Source organism: Caldicellulosiruptor kronotskyensis 2002 (assembly GCF_000166775.1).
Taxonomy (GTDB): Bacteria; Bacillota; Thermoanaerobacteria; order Caldicellulosiruptorales; family Caldicellulosiruptoraceae; genus Caldicellulosiruptor; species Caldicellulosiruptor kronotskyensis.
Window position 1 is genome coordinate 96,569 of the sequence record NC_014720.1, and the last position, 23,273, is coordinate 119,841.

A 23,273-nucleotide genomic window follows, 5' to 3' on the forward strand; every position below is an offset into this window, starting at 1 on the left:
GACTTAAAAATAGTGACTATAACTAAAAAATGATGCCTTTTTTTGTTTGTGTGATTTTGATAAATCTAAGATATGAAAATATCAAAATTTTTGAGAGGTGCGAAGGTGGATGCGTGTAAAAAATCTTGTTGCTAATATTTTGTTGTTCGCATTTTTTATTATGATTATTTTTCCAGGAGGAATAGCAAAAGCAAATTCAGTTCAAATCTTCAAGGACGTTTCCACTAATTTTGCAAAGGATGATATAACAAGATTTTATCAGCTTGAACTGATAAACGGCTATCCAGATGGAACTTTTAAACCAGCAAAAAATACTTCTGTTGCAGAATTTTGTAAAATCTTAAATAGCTACATGGGATTTGTACAGGAAGCTCCGCTTGATGTGAGCCTGAGAATTAGCCCTCTTGCATGGTACTATAGAGAACTTAAAAAAGCTCAGGCGGCAGGTTACTTGGCATTATTTGTGAAGGAAGGAAAGATCAATCCAAACAGATTTATAACAAGACAGGAAGCTTTTGCTGCTGTTGCAGCAGCTTTAAAGCTCGAAAGTCAAAAGGAGGATATTTTAAACAGCTTTTCAGATGTTCAACAAATTGATCCAAGGTACCTACCGGGTTTGGCAGCACTTGTTAGTTTTGGATTTGTCAAGGGCTATCCGGATGGGACATTAAAGCCAGAAAAGGGGATAACAAGAGCTGAGATTGTAAAGCTTCTAAGCGGTATAGGTGCATTAATAGCTACAAAACCGGGAGAATATACTTTGTCTCAAAAAGAAGGGTTTGTAATAGTAAACAGCAGCGATGTTGTGATAAAAGATGTTTCAATAAAGGGCAATATATATATAAATCAAAGTGTAGGAGAAGGCTCTGTGACTTTGAACAATGTGACCATTGATGGTGGAAAATTGTTTATATTTGGCGGTGGAGAAAATTCTGTCAAGCTTGTGAATACAAAAGTTAAAGAAATAGTTGTTGATAGTAAGCTTTTTAAAACAAATATTGAAATTGGTCAAAACAGCCAAGCTGAGAATATAATAGTGTTGTCATCAGCAAATGTTACACAGATGTCTGATGGAAGTTCAATCAAGTTTATTACATTAAAACAGAGTGGAAATCAATCTGCAGATGTTGAAATTAAAGCAAACTGTGAAACACTTTATGTTTTTTCTCCAAACATCAAGGTAAATATCAAAAATTCTAAAATAAAAAACCTGATTGCAAGCGACCTTGCCCAGAACTTTACACTTTCAGTGTCAAGTTCAAAGATTGAGAGTGTTGAGCTAAATAGCAACGGAAATTTGAATATAGATAAAGAATCAGGTATAGAAAAACTTATTGTCAAGGCTCTTGCAAAAGATGTGAAGATAAACTCAAATGGCAAGATAAATGAAGCATCTGTGTATTCAGAAGGTGTTGTGTTAAACGGAAAGACTTTGTCCAAAGGCGAAAAGGTTGACATAAACGCTGTAGAAAGCAAACAACCTTCATCCTCAACAGCTGCACAAAACACATTACCTGTTCAATTTTCAGGCAGCAGTTCTTCCACTACAGGCGGCACCAGCCAAGGTTCAACAGGTGCAGCTCCAGACCAGACAGGAAACAATAACCAGAATCAGCAGGGTGGCAATCAAATACAGCCGACATGGCAGCTTGTTTGGGAAGATGATTTTAATAGCAGTTCAATTGACACAACAAAGTGGAACTTTACAATTGGTGCTGGCGGGTATGGCAACAACGAGCTGCAGTATTATTCCTCAAGACCAGAAAATGCAAGAGTAGAAAACGGAAACCTAATAATTGAAGCAAGAAAAGAAAACTTTGAAGGCAGCCCATATACATCTGCAAAACTGACAACACAGGGCAAGTTCTCATTCACATACGGCAAGGTTGAGGTCAGAGCAAAACTTCCGGAAGGTCAGGGTGTGTGGCCGGCTATCTGGATGATGCCGGAGGATATGAACCTTTATGGTGGATGGCCTGTTTGTGGTGAGATTGATATAATGGAACTTTTAGGTCATGAACCAAACAAAGTTTATGGAACAATACATTATGGTAATCCTCACACATACCATGGTGGCAATTACACCTTGCCAAACGGACAGAAGTTTTCGGACGACTTTCATGTATTTGGTCTTGAGTGGGAACCGGGGAAAATCAAATGGTATGTAGATGGGCAGCTTTACTATGAAACAAGCGACTGGTTTTCAAGGTCTTCAAACGAGGCTTTTGATTATACTTATCCTGCTCCGTTTGACAGGGAATTCTACCTCATACTCAACGTTGCAGTTGGTGGTAACTGGCCAGGGTACCCACCAAAGGATGCAAATTACTTCCCGCAGAAAATGGTGGTTGACTGGGTAAGAGTATACAAAAAAGCAGGAGTTACTTACCCTGACAATGTAGTAAAGCCACAGGAGAGTATAACTTATCCTCAGGATGCAAGACCACCACTTAGTGATGGGAACCTTATTTATAACGGTAGTTTTGACCAAGACAGTCCAGATATTGATGGCATAGAAGGTGTTGCTAACACAGATTACTGGCAGTTTTTGCACCTGCCTGACTTTGGTGGAGATGGCACGATTGAAAATATTGGTGGATCTGTGAAGATAAATATAGCAAAACCAGGTTCACAGACATATTCTCTCCAGCTAATTCAGAGACCTATTTGTTTGATAAAAGGCAAGACATATAAGCTTACATTTAGAGCAAAGAGCGAAGGGTCAAGGACTATTGAGGTCAAGTTTTCAAGTGGCGGTGGAGATAACGGCTCTACGTGGATTGACTATGCTGTAAAGACCTTCAATTTATCTTCTGACTGGCAGGATTATTCATACATCTTCACAATGCAAAGCAGCACATATACAAAAGCAAGAATTGAATTTAATGTTGGACTAAATAACCTTCCTGTTTATATAGATGATGTGAAACTTGTTGAGTACGATGTAAATGACCCAAGCGCAGTCAAAGAACCTCTGCCAAATGGCAACCTCATTTACAATGGGACATTTGATCAGGGCGATGGTAGGTTTGCCGCATGGGAGTTTGTGAAGGAAACTGTAGCAGATGCAACGTATACCATTGGTTCAAAGCCAGAAGACAGGTATTTCAAGGCTATTGTAGCAAACGGTGGACAAAACTTTTCGGATATTAAACTTGTTCAATCTAACATAAAAGTAGGCGCTGGTGAGAATCTCTTACTTTCATTTTCAGCAAAAGCCTTTGAAAGTCTGAGACAAATAAAGGTTTATATATCTGACCAGAACTTTAATCCAATTACAGAGGTAAAAGAAGTTTCGCTTTCGCTTGACTGGAATGTGTACAAATTTAACTTAAAATCAATTGATAATTTGCCAAGCGACACAAGAGCTAAACTTGTGTTTGAAATTGGGGCAAGTAATTCAGACGTTGGAATTGACAATGTCTCACTCAAAAAGGTTCTTCCATCAAGCTTTATAGTTGTTCAAGCAGAAGACTTTGGATCAATTTCAAACGCAACAAATAACCGACAGTATGTAGCCTTTTCACAAGGTGGTGCTGCAAGCTTTAGCGTCAATATTCCAAAGAGTGGAGAGTACCTTGTATCTTATAGATTGAAAGCTGGGCAGGGTTCAAGCCTTAAGCTTATAGTAGGAAGTATAGTTTACGATGCAGAAGTTGCTCCGATTTCTACAAACTGGGTAATTGTATCAGACACAGTTTATCTTGAGTCAGGCGAAAATAGCATGCAGCTTTTAGCAGACAATGTTGATTTGGACTATGTTGAATTTTCACCAAACTTTATCAAAAACGGAGACTTTTCAAAAGATATAGAAAACTGGACAACATGGTTTGGCAATGGTGGAACTGGCGCTGCTCAAGTTTCAAGAGGACAGCTAAAAGTTTCAATAACAAACATAGGGCTTGCTTTCTGGAGCATTCAAGTAATTCAAGGACCAATGACTCTGGAAAGTGGGAAGACATACCGAATTACGTTTGATGCTAAATCAACATCTGCAAGAGATATATTCATAAAAATAGATGACTCTAATTACTATGGTCATCTTGAAAGATATGTACCACTTACAGATAAGATGAAAAACTATACATTTGACTTTGAAATGGATGCAACAAGAAGCGATATAAGGCTTGTAATTGGACTTGGGACAATGTCACCTGGTGGTGCAAATCCGCAAAATCAAGCTCATACAGTCACAATTGATAACGTTGCAATAGCCGAAGTTTCAGAAAACTGCGGATATTTTGAAAGAGAAGTATCAGAAATCTTGACAGGTGAAGCTCCATCAGAACCACAGCAGTTTGTTGGAGATAAGCTTTTACCAGATGGTAGCTTTGAAACACAAGAGGCACTTGACAACTGGCATTGGTGGTCAAGTGCAGGGAACAATGTGGCAATGTCAATTGAAAATGGAGAGCTAAAACTTAGTGTAAGTTCGATAGGATCAGACCCATGGGACCCGCAGCTTTACAGGCAAGAGATACCTCTTGTAAATGGCAAGAACTATAAGATTTCGTTCAAGGCAAGGGCAACCTATCCGCGAAAGATAAATGTTGCAATAGGAAAACCGCTGACATCTGACCCATGGTTCATAGAGTACATGCCCAAAAAGACAATAGATATTACAAGTGAGATGGCACAGTATGAAATCTACTTTGCTATGAACAATCCTACAGACCTTGGAGCAAAACTTGCGATAGAGATTGGAAATGTTGCAGGGTATTCGCAGGTGCCGTTTGACATATACTTTGATGATATCCAGATTGAGGTTGTAGATTCAATCCCGCAAGAAACTGTACCGCCTGCGCAACATACTCAAAAAGTGGGAGACCAGATTATACCAGATGGTACATTTGACACAGGTTTGGGTGAGTGGGTATACTGGAGCGGTGACCAGTGGTCAGGTGTATCAGATATGCAGGTGGCAGCAGAAAATGGTAAATTGAAGGTTCACTTGAATTCTGTGGGGTGGCAGCCATATAGTGCACAGATTGCAAGAAAGAACCTTACACTTGAAAACGGACTTACCTATGAACTTAAGTTCAAGATGAACGCATCACAAAACACAAAAATACAGGTAAACATTGGTAAAGAGCTGACATCTGACCCATGGTTTATACCATATGCACCAACAACTGTATTTGATATTGGAACTCAACAGCAAGAGTATACCCTCAGATTTAAAGTTACACAGCCAACAGATGTAACAAAGGTTGTATTTGAGTTTGGGCCAATAAATGGTCAGTATCCTCCTCTTCCACTTGATATATACCTTGATGATGTGACATTGACTGTTGTGAGTGACCAGTAAAAGAATTAAAACCAATGTCAAACTGTGATTTTGTCTGATGAGAGGGTTGCAGGGCAAGTTTTAGTCTTGCAACCCTGTATTTTAAATTAAAAAATGAAGGGGGCAAAAAAATTGCAGGCAAATCCTAAGTACTATTATGATGAAAAAACAAACTCATTTTGCATAGAAAACTATCAGCTCTCAAAACCATTTTCAAGTTTTTTGCCCGGGATTGCCGGTATATTTGGAATTCCTCTCTGGTGTTTTTATGTAAACAGGGGGCAGTGCATAGTGTCGTTTGGAACAAAGAACAAAGATGGCGCAATTTTAGAATTTTTGCCGGCAGACAGGGCATACAGGCTTGCATCAACACACGGGTTTAGAACCTTTTTAAAGCTCAACAAAAATCTTTTTTATGAGCCTTTTCAAACAGAGAATTTACTCAATTTTGCCAAGAGCAAAATGTACATTTTTGCTGACCATCTTGAGATTTGCGAAGAAAATCCAGATATTGGTATCAAGGCAGAAGTGAGGTATTACACACTTCCAAACAAGAATGTGGCTTCTCTTGTGAGGGAGATAAAAGTAACAAATATCTCACAAAGGTCTTTGGATATTGAAGCTTTAGATGGACTTGCATTGATTGTCCCATATGGAAAGAACGACTTTGCGCTAAAGAATATGAGTAGGACTTCTGAAGCATGGAATTTTGTTGAGAATTTAGACAAAAAAGCTCCATACTTTAGATTTCATTCATCAGCTGATGACACAACAGAAGTTGTTGAGATAAAAGAGGGCAATTTTTTTGTAAGTTTTGACAATACGCATGGCAGTTTTGAAAGATGTGATGTAGTAATTGACCCAAAGATTATTTTTGGAATAAGCTCAGAAATAGCAAAGCCATATGAATTTATCTTTTCAGACAGGCTTGACATATCAAATCAGGTTTTTGCAAACAAGACATGTTGTGCTTTTGCATATGCAAAGAGGACTTTAGAACCACAGCAGACTTTGATTTTACACAGTATCATAGGACATGCAAAAAGCATTGATGAACTAAACTACTTTGTTGATTCTATTTGCTCTTCTGAGTTTTTTAAAGAAGCGTTTGAAGAAAACAAAGCTGTAATCGATGCTATTGTTACAAACAATACAATTGTAACCTCAGACAAAAAATTAGATGAGTATGCCAAAATGTGCTATCTTGACAATATCTTGCGTGGCGGTGTGCCTTTTACAATTGTTCATGGTGACAAAAAGGATGTCATATATCTGTTCTCACGAAAGCATGGTGATTTAGAGAGAGATTATAACTTTTTTGAAATTCAAGACACATATTATTCCCAGGGTAATGGAAACTTCAGAGATATAAACCAGAACAGGCGAAATGATATTCTGTTTAATCCAGACATTTTTGATTTTAATGTGTGGTATTTCATGAGCCTCATTCAACTTGATAGCTATAATCCTCTGGTTGTAAAAGGTATAAAGTACAGGCTAAACAGCTTTGAACCCCTGGATAAATATGTGATAAGTGGGAAAGAAGAGCTAAAAAAATTTTTCGACAAGGATTTTTTGCCATATGAACTTATAAAGTTTTTAGAGAACCAAAATATAGAAATCAATATCTCAAAGGAAGACTTTGTAAACTGCTGTCTTGTAAATTCGGAGAAAGTAATTGAAGCAGACCCCGGTGAAGGTTATTGGATAGACCATTTTACTTACAACTTTGATTTAATCGAAAACTTCGAAAGCATATATCCAGATAAAATGAGGCAGCTACTTTTGCAAAGAAAATATTATTACTATGACAATGAGCATTATGTAAAACCAAGAAAAGAAAGAATAAAGATTATAGATGGGCAAATAAAACAGCACGGTGCATATGCGCTTGACAAGGAAAAAAAAGAGCTTATAAATTCCCGTGCTGACAAGAAAAGATATGTAAGAACTCACAATGGCCTTGGCGGAATTTACACAGGTAGCCTTATTGAAAAGCTTTTGGTGATACTTCTAAATAGAATGGCAACCTTGGACCCATTTGGTGTTGGTGTGGAGATGGAGGCATCAAAACCAGGCTGGAATGATGCATTAAATGGACTTCCAGGAATTTTTGGTTCGTCTGCATGTGAGACGTTTGAACTTTTGCGACTTGTGAGATTGTTGAAAAAGTATTTTGAGGTTTATCTTGAAGATGTCAAGGAAATTGAAGTTTTTGAAGAGCTTTACTACTTTTTTGTCAAGCTAAAAAAACTTCTATCTCAGACGCAAAATGATGAAGAAACTCTTTTCTATTGGGATGAAAGCAATAACATAAAAGAAGAGTACAGAGAAAAGACAAAATTTGGTGTAAGTGGCAATATGGCTTGCATAAACAGGGAAGAAATGCTTAAGTTTTTAGACCTGTGCAGTGAAAAACTGTCAAAGGCGAAAGAAAAAGCTTTCGATAGCGAAAAAGGCTTATTTTACACTTACTTTATAAACCAGCCGGTTGAATATGAGTATGATGCTCAAAAACAGGAAATTAAGATTAAAAAGTTTTCACAAAAGAAGGTGGCATTCTTCTTAGAGTCACAGGTAAGGGCAATGAAGGTAATTGACGATGTAGAAACAAAAAGAAAGATTTATCAAAGCGTTAAAAAAAGTGACCTTTACGACAAAGTACTCAAGATGTACAAGACAAACGAAAGCCTGGCTAATCAGCCTAATCAGCTTGGGAGGATAAAAGCCTTCACACCTGGCTGGCTTGAAAATGAATCCATATTTATGCACATGGAGTATAAATACTTGCTGGAACTTCTAAAAGGTGGACTTTACACAGAGTTTTTTGAAGACTTCAAAATGGCTTTGCCACCGTATATGGACCCAGCAGTTTATGGAAGATCAATATTCGAAAATTCGTCGTTTATTGCAAGTTCGAGCAATCCTGACAAGAGCGTTCATGGGACAGGTTTTGTTGCAAGGCTTTCTGGCACCACAACAGAGTTTTTAAATATGGAGCTGATTATGTTGTTTGGCGAAAAACCATTTGAATATAAAAATGGAGAGCTAATTTTTAAACTGTCTCCAAAACTTCCGAGCTGGATGTTTGCAGAAGAAGAAAGAGAAGTTGAGATTATGGTAAATGGCAACAGGCAAACCATAATTTTAGGTAAAAATCAGTTAGCAGCTGTTTTATTTGGCAAAACACTGGTTATTTATCACAATCCGAGCAAGACTAACACATATGACAAAGATGCAAAAGTTTCAAAGTATATTCTGCATTTTGATGATAAAGTGGTTGAGGTTGAAGGTGAAATAGTGAAGGAGCCATATTCTTATGACATCCGAAAAGGGTTGTGTAAAAAAATAGAGGTTCTTTTGTAGATTAATAAAAAGACTACACTGCCGTCTTTTTTTGAAGAAGACAGTGGTGTAGTCTTTTTGACATTTGGTGTCAGGAGAGAGATGAAAATGATTAAAAAGCTTTTGGGAAAGTGGAATGATATAAAACTTAAAAACAAACTTTTGATTGCTTTTATGATTTTAATACTTGTTCCAATGTTTTTAATATTTATTCTATCTTATACATCTCTGAAAAACTCAACATTAAGTAAATTTACCATTTACAACCAAGTCCTCTTTGAAAATGCTGCCAAAGAGGTTCAAAATTTTCTTGAAGAACTCAACAGCATAAAATATGACTTTATCATGGACGATGGTCTTATGTCAGATATTGGAAAGACTTTTGCAAGATATACAGATCCCCAAGATTCTTTTCTGTACACTAACATCTTGACAAAGATAAGCCAGTATATCTCAACAAAAGAAATTATTCAGTCAGTTCAAATTATAAACAAGAGCAAAGAAATATATTTTTTCTCAAAACTTCAGGGTGATGTGCCTTATGAGGATGATAAACAAATCAAGAAAGGCTTTTTCAATGAAATAGTAAAACAAGAGGGAAAGTATGTAAATGGAGGTTATGACAAAAGCAGAGGTGTATATGTAGTTGGATGTGAGCTTTTCTCAAGAGATAGAATTCAGCCCAATGGAGAGATGATTGTAAGCTTTAGTTTAGACTTTTTGAAAGATATAATCGGAAAGTATCATCTCACAGAGGGTGGATTTTATGTTGTGGATGGAAGTTCTAATCAGGTTATATTCAAAACGACAGACAAATTTGAAAGTATTATTGAAAAATTAATTTTAAAAGATGAGACAAAGCTTATTCCAAAGACCATTTTCTTTGAAGAAACTATACCAGATCTTAATTGGAAGATAATTTACATAGTCCCAGAAAGTTTTCTTCTGAATAACTTTTCATATACAAAACGGCTTTTGATATTAAGTTTTTCTTTTCTTGCCATTTTTGCAATTTTGTTTTTAATTTTTATTTCTGAAAATATCACAGGTCCAATAACAAAACTCATTTACCAGATGAGAAATTTAGAGCATTCAAAACTTAAAAATAACATCAAAATTGCCCGCAAGGATGAAATAGGAGATTTGCTGAATTCATTTTATCAAATGCTAAAGAAAATAGATGAGCTTGTCATAAGGGTGTACGAAGAGGAGATAGCAAGGAAAAATGCAGAGATAAATCTTTTGTACATGCAGCTAAATCCACACTTTCTGTACAACACATTAGACACCATAAATGCCTTAGCTGAGCTTGGAAGATGCAAAGACGTTTCAGTAGTTGCTGTGTCACTTGCAAAGTTTTTGAGATCAAATATGACAATAAATAAGTCAACAGTTTCTTTGGCAGATGAAATCAAGCAGATAGAACACTATCTTACAATTATGAAAATAAGATTTTCTGGAAAACTCAGCTACAGGATAGTATATAGCCAGGAAGAAGTTTTGAAGGCAGAAGTTCCTCGGCATTTACTTTTACCGCTTGTAGAAAATTCAATTGTCCATGGATTTAAAAACAAAAGTGGGGATGCAAAAATTTTGATAAGAGCAAAGAAAATAGAAAACATTTTCCAGATTGAGGTGGTCGACAATGGCTGTGGAATAGAACTTGCAAAGATTGAAAAGATAAAAAATGCCTCAAACGATGGAATTGGAATTCCAAATATCATAAATAGACTAAAACTTCTATATAAGGAAGACTTTGATTTTGAGATTAGAAGTAAGGTGGGGTTTTGGACAAAGATTATTATACAGCTTCCTTGGGATAAAGTTGTGAAGAAGGAGGAGAAGGAAAATGTGCACTCTTTTGATAGTGGAAGATGAAGAAATCTTGCTTGAAAGGCTTGTAAAAACTATAGATTGGAAAAGCATTGGGATTAATAAGGTCATCGGCAAGGCATATAGCGAAGAGGCTTTAAATGTCCTGATAACAGAAAACGTGGATATAATTCTGACAGATATCAGAATGCCAGTTATGGATGGACTTGATTTAGCAGAGTTTGTACGCAGTAGACTAAAACATCCATACGTAATACTTATGAGTGGTTATAAAGAATTTGAGTATGCCCACAGAGCAATTAAACTTGGTGTTGTGGATTATATCTTAAAACCATTTACCAAGGAAGAGGTTTTAGAAACTGTAAAAAAAGCGGTTGAAAAAGTAGCAGCTGAACAAAGTAGGCAGAAACGTTTAGATTCCTGTGAGAACAAAAACATAATTGATATGGTCTTTGATTTTATTTTTGCAAATTGTTCAAAACAAATAAGCCTGAATGATGTAGCAGAGTATGTCCATCTTCACCCAGTGTATCTTAGCAGGCTTTTGAAAAACAAAACTGGAAAAACTTTTAAAGAGATACTCACTGAAGTGAGGCTTAAAAAAGCAGAAAAGCTTTTGAAAACATCCAGCTTAAAACATTACGAGATTGCTGAGGCAGTTGGATTTTCTGATGCCCAGTATTTCAGTCAGGTGTTCAAAAAGGTATATGGGATGACTCCCATTGAATGGAAGAAAAAAGCCTATGCGCAAGACTCAAAGTTAAAAATTTAAACAAAAAAGTTGTGTTTGTCTATATAAACTATTGGGCATTTAATACTAAAATTAAAAGCAAAGAACAAAAAATTAAGGGAGGTAGTTTTATAATGAAAAAGTGCTTAAAAGTTGTGGCTTTAGCTATTTTAGTGGTCTTTTCAATTTCAGTTGTTTTAGTTGGTCAAATGGGTGAAAAAAAGGTACAAGGTGCAACAAATGAGCTTACATTCTGGAGCTGGGTTTCTGACTCTGACACAATAAAACAGGTGTATGAGCAGGCTATCAAAGAGTTTAATTCTACTAACAAGTACGGTGTGAAAATCAAGGCTGTTTACACTCCAGGTGAGCAGTACAAAACAAAACTTCAAACAGCCATGGCAGCAAACAATCCACCAGATATTCTCAACATGTGGGCAGCTGGCAAAATGAAACCTTATGTTGATGCAAACAGGCTTTATCCTATTAGCGATATTATGAACAAAGATTCACAATGGAAAAGTAGATATGTAGATGGAGTGTTTGACCTCACAACATTTAACGGTAAAATCTATGGTATTCCACAGATAAGAGTTGCAACAGTTATATACTACAACAAACAAATCTTCCAAAAATACAAACTCACACCACCAAAGACATGGTCAGAACTTGTAAACGTTATAAAGGTTTTAACAAAAAATAATATAATTCCGTTTGCGCTTGATGCACGAGACCCGTGGATTTTGGCAATGTATGCAGAGTATATTGCAAACAGAATAGACCCTGATGCTTACAGGAAGGTCCAAAAAGATCCAAACGCATGGACAGACAAAGCGTTTATTGAGACAGGCAAGAAGATACAGGAGCTTGTCAAACTTGGTGCTTTCCCGAAAGGTGCAACAAGCCTTGATTATGTTGCAGCAAGAAATCTTTTTGACCAGGGAAAAGCTGCAATGTATGTAATGGGAATATGGGATGTTGGTTATCTGTCAACTCAATCACCAGTCAAGAAATATGTAGGTGCATTCAAATGGCCAGCAATAGAAGGTGGAAAAGGCAATATTAATAACTTCCTTGCAGGAATTGAACAGGTCATTGCAGTAAGTTCAAACTGCAAGAACAAGCAGGCGGCAGCAGCATGGCTAAAACTTTTATCTGAACAGAGATATGCAAAGGACCTGTTGGCCGAAAAAGCTGGGTATTTCCCGACGGTAAAAGTTAATCCTGACCCAAAGAAAGTGACAGGTCTGTATCTTGAGGTTTTGAATTTATTAAAGGACCAGAACACAAAAGATTCATTCACATACTATGATGTCATGTTTGGACCAATAATTGGCGATGGATTTAACAACACAATCCAGTCAATCTATCTGGGGAAAGATCCTGTTGAAGCATTCAAAAAACTTGCAGAGATTGCTAAAAAAGAGATGAAAAAATAAAAAATTATGAGCCGAAGAGTAGTATGTGCTCTTCGGCTCAATCTAAATATAGCAAAATAAGACAAAAAGACTAAATAGAAAAAAGAAGAGGTGAAAAAATTGGAAAGAGCATTTGGGAATAAACTTGCTATTGCTATATTCATTGCACCAGCACTAATACTTTTTACACTGGTTATTCCTCTTCCTATTTTGCATTCATTTTATATGAGCCTTTTTAAATGGGATATGCTATCTACAATGACTTATGTGGGCTTTGAGAATTATAAAGAGCTGTTTTCTGATGGAATATTTTTATTTTCAATCTGGCATACAATTGAAATAACAGTACTTTCATTAATTTTTCAGGTCATCTTAGGACTTTTCCTGGCCCTGTGCATAGTTAACATAACAAAAGGAAGAAAATACTTTCAGAACGCTTTTTTTATACCTAATATCTTATCAAGCGCTGTAATAGGAATATTGTGGTTTTTTGTATATAACTATGACTTTGGGCTTATAAATTCAATTTTAAAGAGCATTGGGCTTGATTCTTTGCAGCAGGAGTGGCTTTCACAAAAATATGTTATCCTTGCACTGTCCATCACAACATGCTGGCAGTGGGTAGGATATCATATGATTTTGTATATTGCAGCTATTTCAGGAATATCACAAGATATTATTGAAGCAGCTATTGTTGATGGTGCGCAAGGGCTGAAAATGGTCACTAAGATAATAATTCCTCAAATTCGTCCTGTCTTGAGGGTTTCAATAGTTTTGATTATCACAGGTTCACTGAAGTACTTTGACATGGCATGGATAATGACTGAAGGCGGTCCAGATTTTGCTTCTGAGACAATCGCTACATATATCTACAGAACAGCATTTAACAAACTTCAGTATGGTCTTGGCAGTGCAGCGTCAACCTTTCTGTTTGCTGTGAGCATTTTAATTACTGTTCTTATAAATAAACTTGCTGCTAAAAGAGAAGAGGTGTACTAAATTTTGTGAGGTGGTATGAAAATGTTTGCAAAATACATTAAACTTTCTCCTGTGGCAAAAGCAATAATATTCGCATTTTTGACCTTTTATTCAATATTGACATTATTTCCATTAATATGGCTTGTATACAACTCGGTAAAGACCAACAATGATTTTCTGGCAAATCCGTTTGGTTTGCCACAAATAAGTAACCTTCAACTTAAGAATTATTATGATGCGTGGGTAACCATGGGAATACAACGCTTTACAATAAACAGTCTCATAATCTCTTCTGTGAGTGTAATTTTTTCACTTATTATAAGCTCAATGGCAGCATATGCAATTGAAAGGATGATATGGCGATCAAGTCAAAAAGTTTTGAACTATTTTTTGTCGGGAATTATGGTCCCAATCCAAATAATATTAATTCCGCTTTTTATAAACTTTAAAAAGCTAAACCTTTTGGACTCACGCATAGGACTTTTGATTCCAACAGTTGCATTTGCTCTCCCAACTTTGATTTTTATTTTAACTGGATTTTACAAAACAATCCCACGCGAATTAGAAGAAGCAGCATTGATTGACGGCTGTTCTGTCTACAAGATATTTTATAAGATAATTCTTCCGCTAACAATGCCTGCTTTTGTGACAATTGCAGTCTTCAATTTCCTCGGTGCATGGAACGACCTTTTGATACCCCTGGTTTTGATACAAACACCAGAAAAAATGACACTGCCTGTTGGACTTTTGAATTTTAGGGGAATGTACGGAGCTGAGCTTACCAAAATGTTTGCTGCAGTTGTGATCTCAGCAATACCAAGCATAATAATTTACTTTGTTTTGCAAGACAAACTTTTAAAAGGTATGATAGCCGGTGCTTTGAAGGGGTAAAGGGTCAAAAATTTAAGATTTTGAGATAAAATTTAGAGACCTTTAATCTAAAATCTAATGCCTTTTTTCTTTTTTGTTTCTGACTATAATTATAAATACACAAAACAAAAAACGTTAGGGGGAGATGTTTTATGAAGTATTCCAAACGAATTATTAATATTTTACTAATTTTAGTGTTCATTCTTACAATGGTCTGGCCAATGGGAAGCTATGTATTTGCTGGAACAATAACAGTCGGTGCAGGAAGTTATACTGACACTCTGCCAAGCGGACAAGTTGGACCTCCTTCAACAGTATATAAGACTTCCAATTTAACAGGTGGTATACCTACAAATAGCTGGGAAAGCTCAATCCTTTGGAGTCAATATTCAGAGGCAATGTATCCTCATCCGCTATCTGTAAAATTTACAGCAAATGGACTGGAAGTAGGAAGACCACAAAAAAGTGGAGAAGGTACAAGTGCATACACCGGAAGATTTGTTTTGTGGCAGCATAGAGTTGATATGACAATAAAAAATTCTAATTATAGTAGTTACACAGATGCACGTGCGGATAAGATAACGGATTGGTCATTTGATGGAGTTTTGACAAGCGGTTCTTCAACTGTTTTAAAAGCAACCATAACTAAAGGTAGCCCCTATATCTATTTTGATTTTCCGACAGGAAAGCCTCAAATAGTATTTCCTGCTGTTCCAACAGTGTTCTATGGCAACAGCAGTAGTCAGTATTTAGGTATAACTATAAACGGGGTAAGTTATGGATTATTTGCACCGGCAGGGGCAACTTGGAGTGGTATTGGCACAACAACTTTGACGTGTAATTTGCCAAGCGGTAAAACATATTTTTCAATTGCAGTTCTGCCCGACAATACAACTTCTACTTTAAATTATTTTAAGGACAGAGCTTATGCGTTTATTACAAACACTCAAGTTTCTTGGTCATATAATCCAAATACAAGCGAAGTTACAACAACATTTACGATTACAACCACAGCAAAAGAAGGTTCAAATTTAGACACAATAATTTGCCTCTATCCTCATCAGTGGCGAAATAATTCATTATCATATTTGCCATATACCTATAATACGGTTAGAGGTCTGATGAAGACAATTCTTGGGCGAAGTTTCACGACTAAATACAAATATTATGGTATATTACCTACTATGCCCCTAAATGGTTCTGATTTATCTACCCTGAATTCTTTGCTTAACAGTGAGTCAACAACTATATCATCGTCAGACACCTATTGGAACGGAAAAGAGCAAAATAGAGTTTCATCTATTGTCCAGCTTGCTAAGATGAACAACAACACAACTGTTATGAATAGTGCTATATCTGCATTGAAAAACAATCTACAGGATTGGTTTACTTATAGTGGCACATCAGATTCCAAGTATTTCTATTATAATTCAACATGGGGAACATTGATTGGCTATCCACCGAGCTATGGTACAAATGATCAAATAAATGATCATCATTTCCATTATGGTTATTTTATAAATGCCGCGGCACAAATAGCTTTAGTGGACAAAAATTGGGCATCTCAAAATCAATGGGGTGGCATGGTAAACCTGCTTATAAAAGACATTGCAAATTGGGAAAGAACAGATACGAGATTTCCGTTCTTAAGATATTTTGATCCATATGAAGGACATTCATGGGCAAGTGGTCATGCGAACTTTGTAGATGGAAACAATCAGGAGTCATTTTCTGAAGCAATGAATGCATGGCAGGCAATAATCATATGGGGAACAGTAACTGGTCAAACAGCAATTCGTGATTTAGGAATATACTTGTACACTACCGAGGCAGAGGCTATGTACAATTATGTATTTGATCTATATAATGACGTGATAGACCACAGTGGAGTATATAACTGGCATTACGCTTCACTCATCTGGGGCGGAAAATACTGTGCTGAGATTTGGTGGGATGCAGGCTCAGTTGCAAACTTTGCAGCACAGAGCAGAGGTATTGAGCTTTTGCCAATAACAGGCGGTTCGTTCTATCTTGCAAAAGATAAAACATATGTGCAGAATTATTACAATGAAATGCTGACTCAAGCTGGGACAAGTGAACCATCTTCATGGCGGGATATTTGGTATATGTATTTGGCTTTAGCAAATCCATCGTTAGCACTTTCTAAGTGGAATACTTCAATACAAAATGAGACAGGTCAATCAAAGTCTTTCACATATGTATGGCTAAATGCTCTTAACACATTAGGAACACCAGATTTTGGTGTTACTGCAAATTATCCATTGTATCAAGTATTTAATAAGAGTGGTGCAAAAACTTATGTAGTATATAATCCAACTGATTCCCAGCTTACAGTGACATTTTCGGACGGCAAAGTTGTGAACGCTGCAGCTAATAGTTTAGTTGTAGATAATGGTTCTTCGAGCTCTGCAACAAACATTGCGCTGAACAAGCCAGCAACAGCTTCATCGATAGAAAACTCCAATTATCCGGCATCATATGCATTTGATGGTAACTTATCAACTCGTTGGTCATCGGCATTCTCAGATCCACAATGGATTGCAGTCGACTTAGGTGCAATATACAGTGTAAATAAAGTTATACTTTACTGGGAAACAGCTTATGGTAAGTCGTTCCAAATTCAAGTTTCAACTGATAATACCAACTGGACAACAGTTTATTCTACAACAAATGGTACTGGTGGTGTAAATGAAATTACCTTCAGTCCTGTAAACGCACGCTATGTAAGAATGTATGGTACTGAACGTGGCACACAATGGGGATATTCTTTGTGGGAATTTGAAGTGTATGGAACGCCGAGCGGAAGTGCTTCATACTTGCCACAAACTACATGGTATTTATTCAATCAGCAAACAAGTGGAGTTACACCAAGTGGAGAGAATTTACAGACATCAAACAGTTCTGTTACAGGATGGCAGCCAACTACTACTATATCAACAACTACAAAGCATTGGTACTCACCTGTAATCAATGGCACATACAAGGCAGGAACATGGCAGTTTATATTGTGGACAAACAGTCCAGGTTCTTCTTCTCAAGTTAAAGTAGAAATTTATAAAGTAAACAGCGATGGAAGTGGAGCAACACTTATTGGTTCGCAAACGATAGATGTAAATACTACTGGTACAGGTAATCATCAATCTGTTTTCAATATTTCTAATTCTTCAGATGTTAGTTTTAACAGTCAAAGAATAAGAGTTTCAATTACAAAAGTTTCGGGTGTTGACTGCACAATAGCTTATAATACTAACGATTTTCCAACAAGGTTGATTACACCAGGTCAGTGATTGACATAAAAATTTCATATATTTATGTAGTGAAATAAAGAGTTGTCTAAAAACAAAATGTTAAAAGTAAAATAAAATAAATTAAAAACTATATATTGCAAGAGAAGGGGCTATCCAACTATCTTTTTGGATAGCCCCTTATTAATTTAACATTTATATGAGGATATACATAAAGCATTATAATTTAATGAAAAATCCCATCAAAATATAGAAAAATGGTAAAAAAAGAATGACGATAATCAAAAAAAGTTTAATTTTTTAGGTATTTTTTTAAGATTTTTAGGGTTTACATTTTCTAATTGTGAATTTATAATAAACTCACCTTTTGATAAAGTGATTAAATAAAAAGATTTTAATAAACCGTTGTGTAATATGCATTAAGATAGGAAGTAAATAAAATAACGGTAAAAAAATAAACAAAAATTTTTGTAACATTATTTAAGTGAAGGGAAGGTGAAAGGAGGTAGCAATGTGACAGACTTGTATATAACCATTTTATTTGTCTCGATAATTATAGCATTTGGGATTGAAATTTTACAAAGTAAAACCTTTCATAAAAGTTGTGTAACAGGAGACAAAAATTTATTTCTGCCCATAGGGATGACTTTTTTAGGAATTCATTTGCTTATAACATTTCCGGGCATGATTTCGATAAAGATCTGGATGATGCTAAATCTTATTGTATTGTGGATCTTGTCATATTACAAAGAAACTATAAAAAAAGAAATATTATTCAAGAATATTTCTAAACTTTTAAAATCTCAAAGAAGAAAAATATTTTTTATAAGTAGCATATTGTGTTACATAATTGTCTGTCTTCTTTTAAATTATTACATAGCTTACAAGTTCATATATTCATCTGTAGTTTCAAAATTAACAATAACATTCACTATTTCCTTTCTTATACTAACAGAAGCTAAAAATATAGCTTGTTTTATTACAATTTTAAAATTTTATTGCATATCTTTGGTAACGATTTGGGGAGAAAATTTAGTGAAATATGAGGGATGGCTTATTGGAGCAACAAGAGATTATTACATATTAAAAGAAAAATTTTCGGGGAAATTAATAACAGTAAAAAAAGATATAGTTAATCAAATAGTGATAATGGGAAAAGTTTTTGAAAGATAATGTTCAAATATAGGGGATAACATAAAAGGTTTAAAATCTTTATGAATAAAAATTTCAAATAACCAGTTGACAGAGTTCAATTCTGATTATATAATATAATTATCAGATAATATTTATAAGATATCTGACAACTAAATTTTAAAGTCTATAAATAGACGAACAAATAAATAAACAAAAAACACCTAAATTAGTTAATATTAGCATCTTAATTAAGACAAAGAATGTCTGAAACGCTTCAAAAAGAGCGTTTCATAAAAGTAGTTCTAATGAAGGGAGGTTTACAAAATGAGGTTTAAAAAGTTTTTAAAAGTTTTGATAGCTGTTTTAATGTGCTTTGTGCTTGGGAATCCGTTTTATGCGCAAGCTGCAATAACCCTCACATCCAATGCTAGTGGAACTTATGATGGCTATTACTATGAATTGTGGAAGGATTCTGGAAATACAACAATGACAGTTGACACAGGAGGAAGATTTAGCTGTCAATGGAGTAACATTAACAATGCACTTTTCAGAACAGGTAAAAAATTCAGTACAGCATGGAACCAGCTCGGAACAGTGAAAATCACCTACTCTGCTACCTACAATCCAAATGGTAATTCATATCTATGTATCTATGGATGGTCAAGAAATCCACTGGTTGAATTTTACATTGTCGAAAGCTGGGGCACATGGCGGCCGCCCGGGGCAACATCATTGGGTACTGTAACGATTGATGGAGGAACATACGATATTTACAAGACAACTCGTGTAAATCAACCATCTATAGAAGGGACAACTACATTTGATCAGTATTGGAGTGTTAGAACATCAAAAAGAACAAGTGGAACTGTCACTGTGACTGATCATTTTAAAGCATGGGCTGCGAAGGGTCTGAACTTGGGTACAATTGACCAGATTACACTCTGTGTAGAAGGTTACCAGAGCAGTGGTTCAGCTAATATAACACAAAATACTTTCTCTATAACAAATGATTCAACTGGTGGTGGCTCTACTACACCAACAACTACGAAGGTTGAATGCGAAAATATGTCACTGAGCGGTCAGTATGCTTCAAAGATTTCTTCGCCATTCTCAGGAGTAGCATTATATGCAAACAATGATAAAGCTTACTATACTCAATACTTTGCTAATTCAACACATACTTTTTCACTCCGCGGTTGTTCAAGTAATTCCAACAGGGCAGCGGTTGACTTGCGAATTGGTGGTACAAAGGTTGGAACGTTCTACTTTACAGGGACAACACCTACGGTGCAGACGTTGAGCAATATTTCACATCCAACGGGTAATCAAACAATTGAACTAGTAGTAACATCGGATAATGGTACATGGGATGTATACCTTGATTATTTGGAGATTAAGTAACTTCAAAATATACTGAGGAGCTGTCTTAAGTGGGCAGCTCCTTGTTTATATATTTATTATATACAAAATAAGGTAGAATAGTAAAAAATCCTACACGCAGATATACACAAAAATTACCCTGTAAGGTTATATATCGATAGTGAAACATATTATTATAAATACGGAAATAGCCAGATTATTCAATGAATAATATAAAATTGCATTGTAATTGATAATGCGATGAGTTCTTAGGATTAAAAATGATACGATAAAATAAAACCAAAAGAAATTTCATCTAATCTGCGGTAAAAAGCTTTATCGTTTATAATGTTTAAACCCAAATTAGCATATTGAAAAAACACTAAATAAATGAATTCAAAGAATTTAGGAAAGGAAGGATAAATGGGATGAAAAACGAAAAGATTTATGCATATTTTATTATAATGTTTGGCTTTACTTCACTATTTTATATGGGATTAATTATTTTCGGTTACATTAGAGAAATTTTGAATAAAATTCACATTAAAAGAGTTAAAGGCTATGTTAAACGATATCTTATGCCGCAAAACAAAATTGAAAAAATATTTACAATTATTATTGTAACTTTTTTAGTGTTCTTTTATATTTCTATTCTAATTTTTCTTTTTATAAAGTATAAGTTTTTAGGCATTTTATTGTTTGTGTTAATATTAGTCTTAATTTTGACTTTTGTACTTTTATTATTGATATTTCTTGTAAAACAAATAAAGTTTGAAGATTATTTATACAAAGGAATAAAAAACTCGAATTGTACTATTTGGGTTATTACTAATATACTGTTAATTTAAATTTTTGTTATGATTTACTTTTCATCCATTCTTGATACAAATGGCTTACTTTTATTTCTCGAAGATGAACGATTAAGGATTTGGGTAATATTAAGCCTTTTTTAATACTTTTCTTGGCAATTTATAACCATTTATATTATATTTATCTTTGGATAGGATATCCTGAATACCTTCTTCAATATTATAGTAAAGGAATCAATATTAACAATTCGTTCATAGTTAGAACTAAAATTTTTTTAAGCGTACTAGTGTGGAATACGTATTATTTAATATTCGAATTTTTAACATTACTTCCGTTAACTAATACAAACAATATTGGAATAAGATTAAATCAAATTATTAATGTTGTGGTATTTGTTGCAAATAAGATTGCAGGAATTGATGGAATGATAGAGTTATCAGATATTTCAGAGTCTGGTCAGAAAATACTTAATTTGTTTGTTTTGTGGGGCAAAATAATATACTTTGTTGTTATCGGTCTGTTTATTCTAAGTTTGATCAAAGAAAAATCGTTGAAAAACAGTAGGTAAAATAATTGTTGTGTATGTACTTTGCAAGTTAATCTTAACATAGATAACCAATAATAGTAATGATGGGCTTCCAATTATAAGGAGGAGCCCTCTTTTTTTATGCTTTTTTGTATCCAATAAATAACAGTAATTTTACAAACCTTTTTGCATTTTTACCTACTTTAAAACAAATCAACAAGTGCTTATCATTTAAATTGTCAAATAAAAATAAACCAATTTGAAGGAGGATTGCTGATGAGTAGGTTATTTTATTTGAAAAACTGGCGCCTTGTAGCAATTGTGACAGCATTGATTTTCTTGGCTGGAATTGTTTTAGGGGTCACTTTAATTTCTTCAAAACCAGCAAAAGCAGTTGCTTCTCAGACAGTTTCCATCAGGGTTGGTATTTGGCCGCTTGACAACGATGAAGCAGGGAAAAAGGCATGGGAAAAATATGCTGCAAACTTCAAAAAGAAATATCCTAATATCAAGTTAATACCAGATCCATATTCGTACTCGCCTGAAACATTCCTTCCAAAAGCAGAAAGTGGAGACCTCCCAAACATATTCTACACATGGTTTACAGAACCACGAAAGATAATACCAGCAGGCTATGCAGCAGATATTACAACTTATGCTAAAAAATATGGGTATGACAAAGCAATAAATCCAGACGTTCTAAAACTTTTGACTTATAATGGGAAAATTTATGGTATTCCACGTGATGGTTATGCATTAGGGCTTTACCTCAACATGAACCTTTTCAAAAAGGCAGGTTTAGTTGACAAAAATGGACTTCCGAAATATCCAAAAACTTGGGATGAGCTTGCAAAGACAGCACAAATCATAAAACAAAAAACAGGCAAAGCAGGATTTTTCATGCCCAGCAAAGATAACGTTGGTGGCTGGCACTTCACAGCGATAGCTTGGTGTTTTGGAGCAGAATTTGAGAAAAAGGTTGGTAATAAGTGGGTTCAAGGACTTGACAGTCCAGGGTCAGTTGCTGCACTTCAATTCATAAAGGATTTGAAATGGAAATACAACGTACTTCTTCCAAATACATTGCTCAGCTGGGGCGATTGGATAAAGTTCTATGGAACAGATCAAGTAGGTATGGTCTTAGCAGCGCCAGATGTTATTAACTTACCTGTTCAGGATTACAAAATGAGTAAAGATGCAATAGCCATTGTTCCAATTCCAAAAGGTCCAAAAGGCCAGTACACGTTGATGGGTGGAACAGCGATAATGTTCTCATCAAACAGCACACCTGCGCAGATTGATGCATGCTTTAAGCTTCTTGAAGTGATAGGTATGTCACCAAAGGTTGACAAAGAAACACTCAATGCTATTGAGATAAGCCTTAAGGAAAAAGCAGCTCAGGGTTTACCAGTTGGGCCAAGAGCACTTCCGGTTTGGATAAATCCAGAAAGAGTGAAAGCTGAGGATGAAATATACAAGAAATATACGAATGTAAACATGGCACTTTTCAAACCATATTATGATGAGGCATTTAAACATTTGAAACCAGAAGAACCTTACTATTGCCAGGACCTTTATAGAATATTAGATGGTTGTATCCAACAGGTTTTGACAAACAAGAATGCTGATCCTAAGAAAATATTACAAGCAGCAGGAAAAGAATTCCAAACTAAGTTCTTGGATAAGGTTAAAGAATAGATAAAAACTATCAAAAACA

12 protein-coding genes are annotated in these 23,273 nt (G+C 35.2%); all 12 read left to right on the forward strand.

Annotated elements, in window-relative coordinates; genetic code table 11:
- The first annotated feature begins 109 nt into the window (after window positions 1-109).
- The 12 genes from CALKRO_RS00355 to CALKRO_RS00415 all read left to right on the forward strand — a co-directional run bounded on the left by CALKRO_RS00355 (window position 110) and on the right by CALKRO_RS00415 (window position 23,254).
- Window positions 110-5,308 carry a carbohydrate binding domain-containing protein gene (locus CALKRO_RS00355; RefSeq protein ID WP_013429145.1) on the forward strand — a complete coding sequence of 1,733 codons (5,199 nt, stop codon included), beginning with the start codon at window positions 110-112 and terminating at the stop codon, window positions 5,306-5,308.
- 111 nt (window positions 5,309-5,419) lie between these two features.
- A complete protein-coding gene (locus tag CALKRO_RS00360; RefSeq protein WP_013429146.1) occupies window positions 5,420-8,653 on the forward strand; it encodes a hypothetical protein in 3,234 nt (1,077 codons plus the stop codon).
- Between the two features lie 87 nt (window positions 8,654-8,740).
- Window positions 8,741-10,510, forward strand: a complete 1,770-nt coding sequence (locus tag CALKRO_RS00365; RefSeq protein WP_013429147.1) for a sensor histidine kinase — start codon at window positions 8,741-8,743, stop codon at window positions 10,508-10,510.
- Window positions 10,482-11,237: a response regulator transcription factor gene (locus tag CALKRO_RS00370; RefSeq protein ID WP_013429148.1), complete on the forward strand. Its 756-nt coding sequence runs from the start codon at window positions 10,482-10,484 to the stop codon at window positions 11,235-11,237. The genes CALKRO_RS00365 and CALKRO_RS00370 overlap by 29 nt, the downstream gene beginning before the upstream one ends.
- Before the next feature lie 92 nt (window positions 11,238-11,329).
- Window positions 11,330-12,634 (forward strand): extracellular solute-binding protein, encoded by a 1,305-nt coding sequence (locus CALKRO_RS00375; protein WP_041741831.1) that lies wholly within the window; start codon window positions 11,330-11,332, stop codon window positions 12,632-12,634.
- 90 nt (window positions 12,635-12,724) lie between these two features.
- On the forward strand, window positions 12,725-13,612 hold the full coding sequence (locus CALKRO_RS00380; protein ID WP_237699106.1) for a carbohydrate ABC transporter permease: 888 nt from the start codon (window positions 12,725-12,727) through the stop codon (window positions 13,610-13,612).
- A 21-nt stretch (window positions 13,613-13,633) separates the two neighbouring features.
- Window positions 13,634-14,482: a carbohydrate ABC transporter permease gene (locus tag CALKRO_RS00385; protein WP_013429151.1), complete on the forward strand. Its 849-nt coding sequence runs from the start codon at window positions 13,634-13,636 to the stop codon at window positions 14,480-14,482.
- A 131-nt stretch (window positions 14,483-14,613) separates the two neighbouring features.
- Window positions 14,614-17,769 (forward strand): glycosyl hydrolase, encoded by a 3,156-nt coding sequence (locus CALKRO_RS00390; protein ID WP_013429152.1) that lies wholly within the window; start codon window positions 14,614-14,616, stop codon window positions 17,767-17,769.
- 471 nt (window positions 17,770-18,240) lie between these two features.
- The gene (locus CALKRO_RS00395; protein WP_013429153.1) at window positions 18,241-18,900 is read left to right on the forward strand and encodes a hypothetical protein; all 660 of its coding nucleotides are present in this window, start codon (window positions 18,241-18,243) and stop codon (window positions 18,898-18,900) included.
- Between the two features lie 285 nt (window positions 18,901-19,185).
- A complete protein-coding gene (locus CALKRO_RS00400; RefSeq protein ID WP_013429154.1) occupies window positions 19,186-20,262 on the forward strand; it encodes a glycoside hydrolase family 11 protein in 1,077 nt (358 codons plus the stop codon).
- An 886-nt stretch (window positions 20,263-21,148) separates the two neighbouring features.
- A complete protein-coding gene (locus CALKRO_RS13590) occupies window positions 21,149-21,598 on the forward strand; it encodes a hypothetical protein (protein ID WP_013429156.1) in 450 nt (149 codons plus the stop codon).
- Window positions 21,599-21,832: 234 nt separating this feature from the next.
- Complete coding sequence (locus CALKRO_RS00415) at window positions 21,833-23,254, forward strand: ABC transporter substrate-binding protein (protein WP_013429157.1); 1,422 nt, start codon at window positions 21,833-21,835, stop codon at window positions 23,252-23,254.
- The last annotated feature ends 19 nt before the right edge of the window (window positions 23,255-23,273 follow it).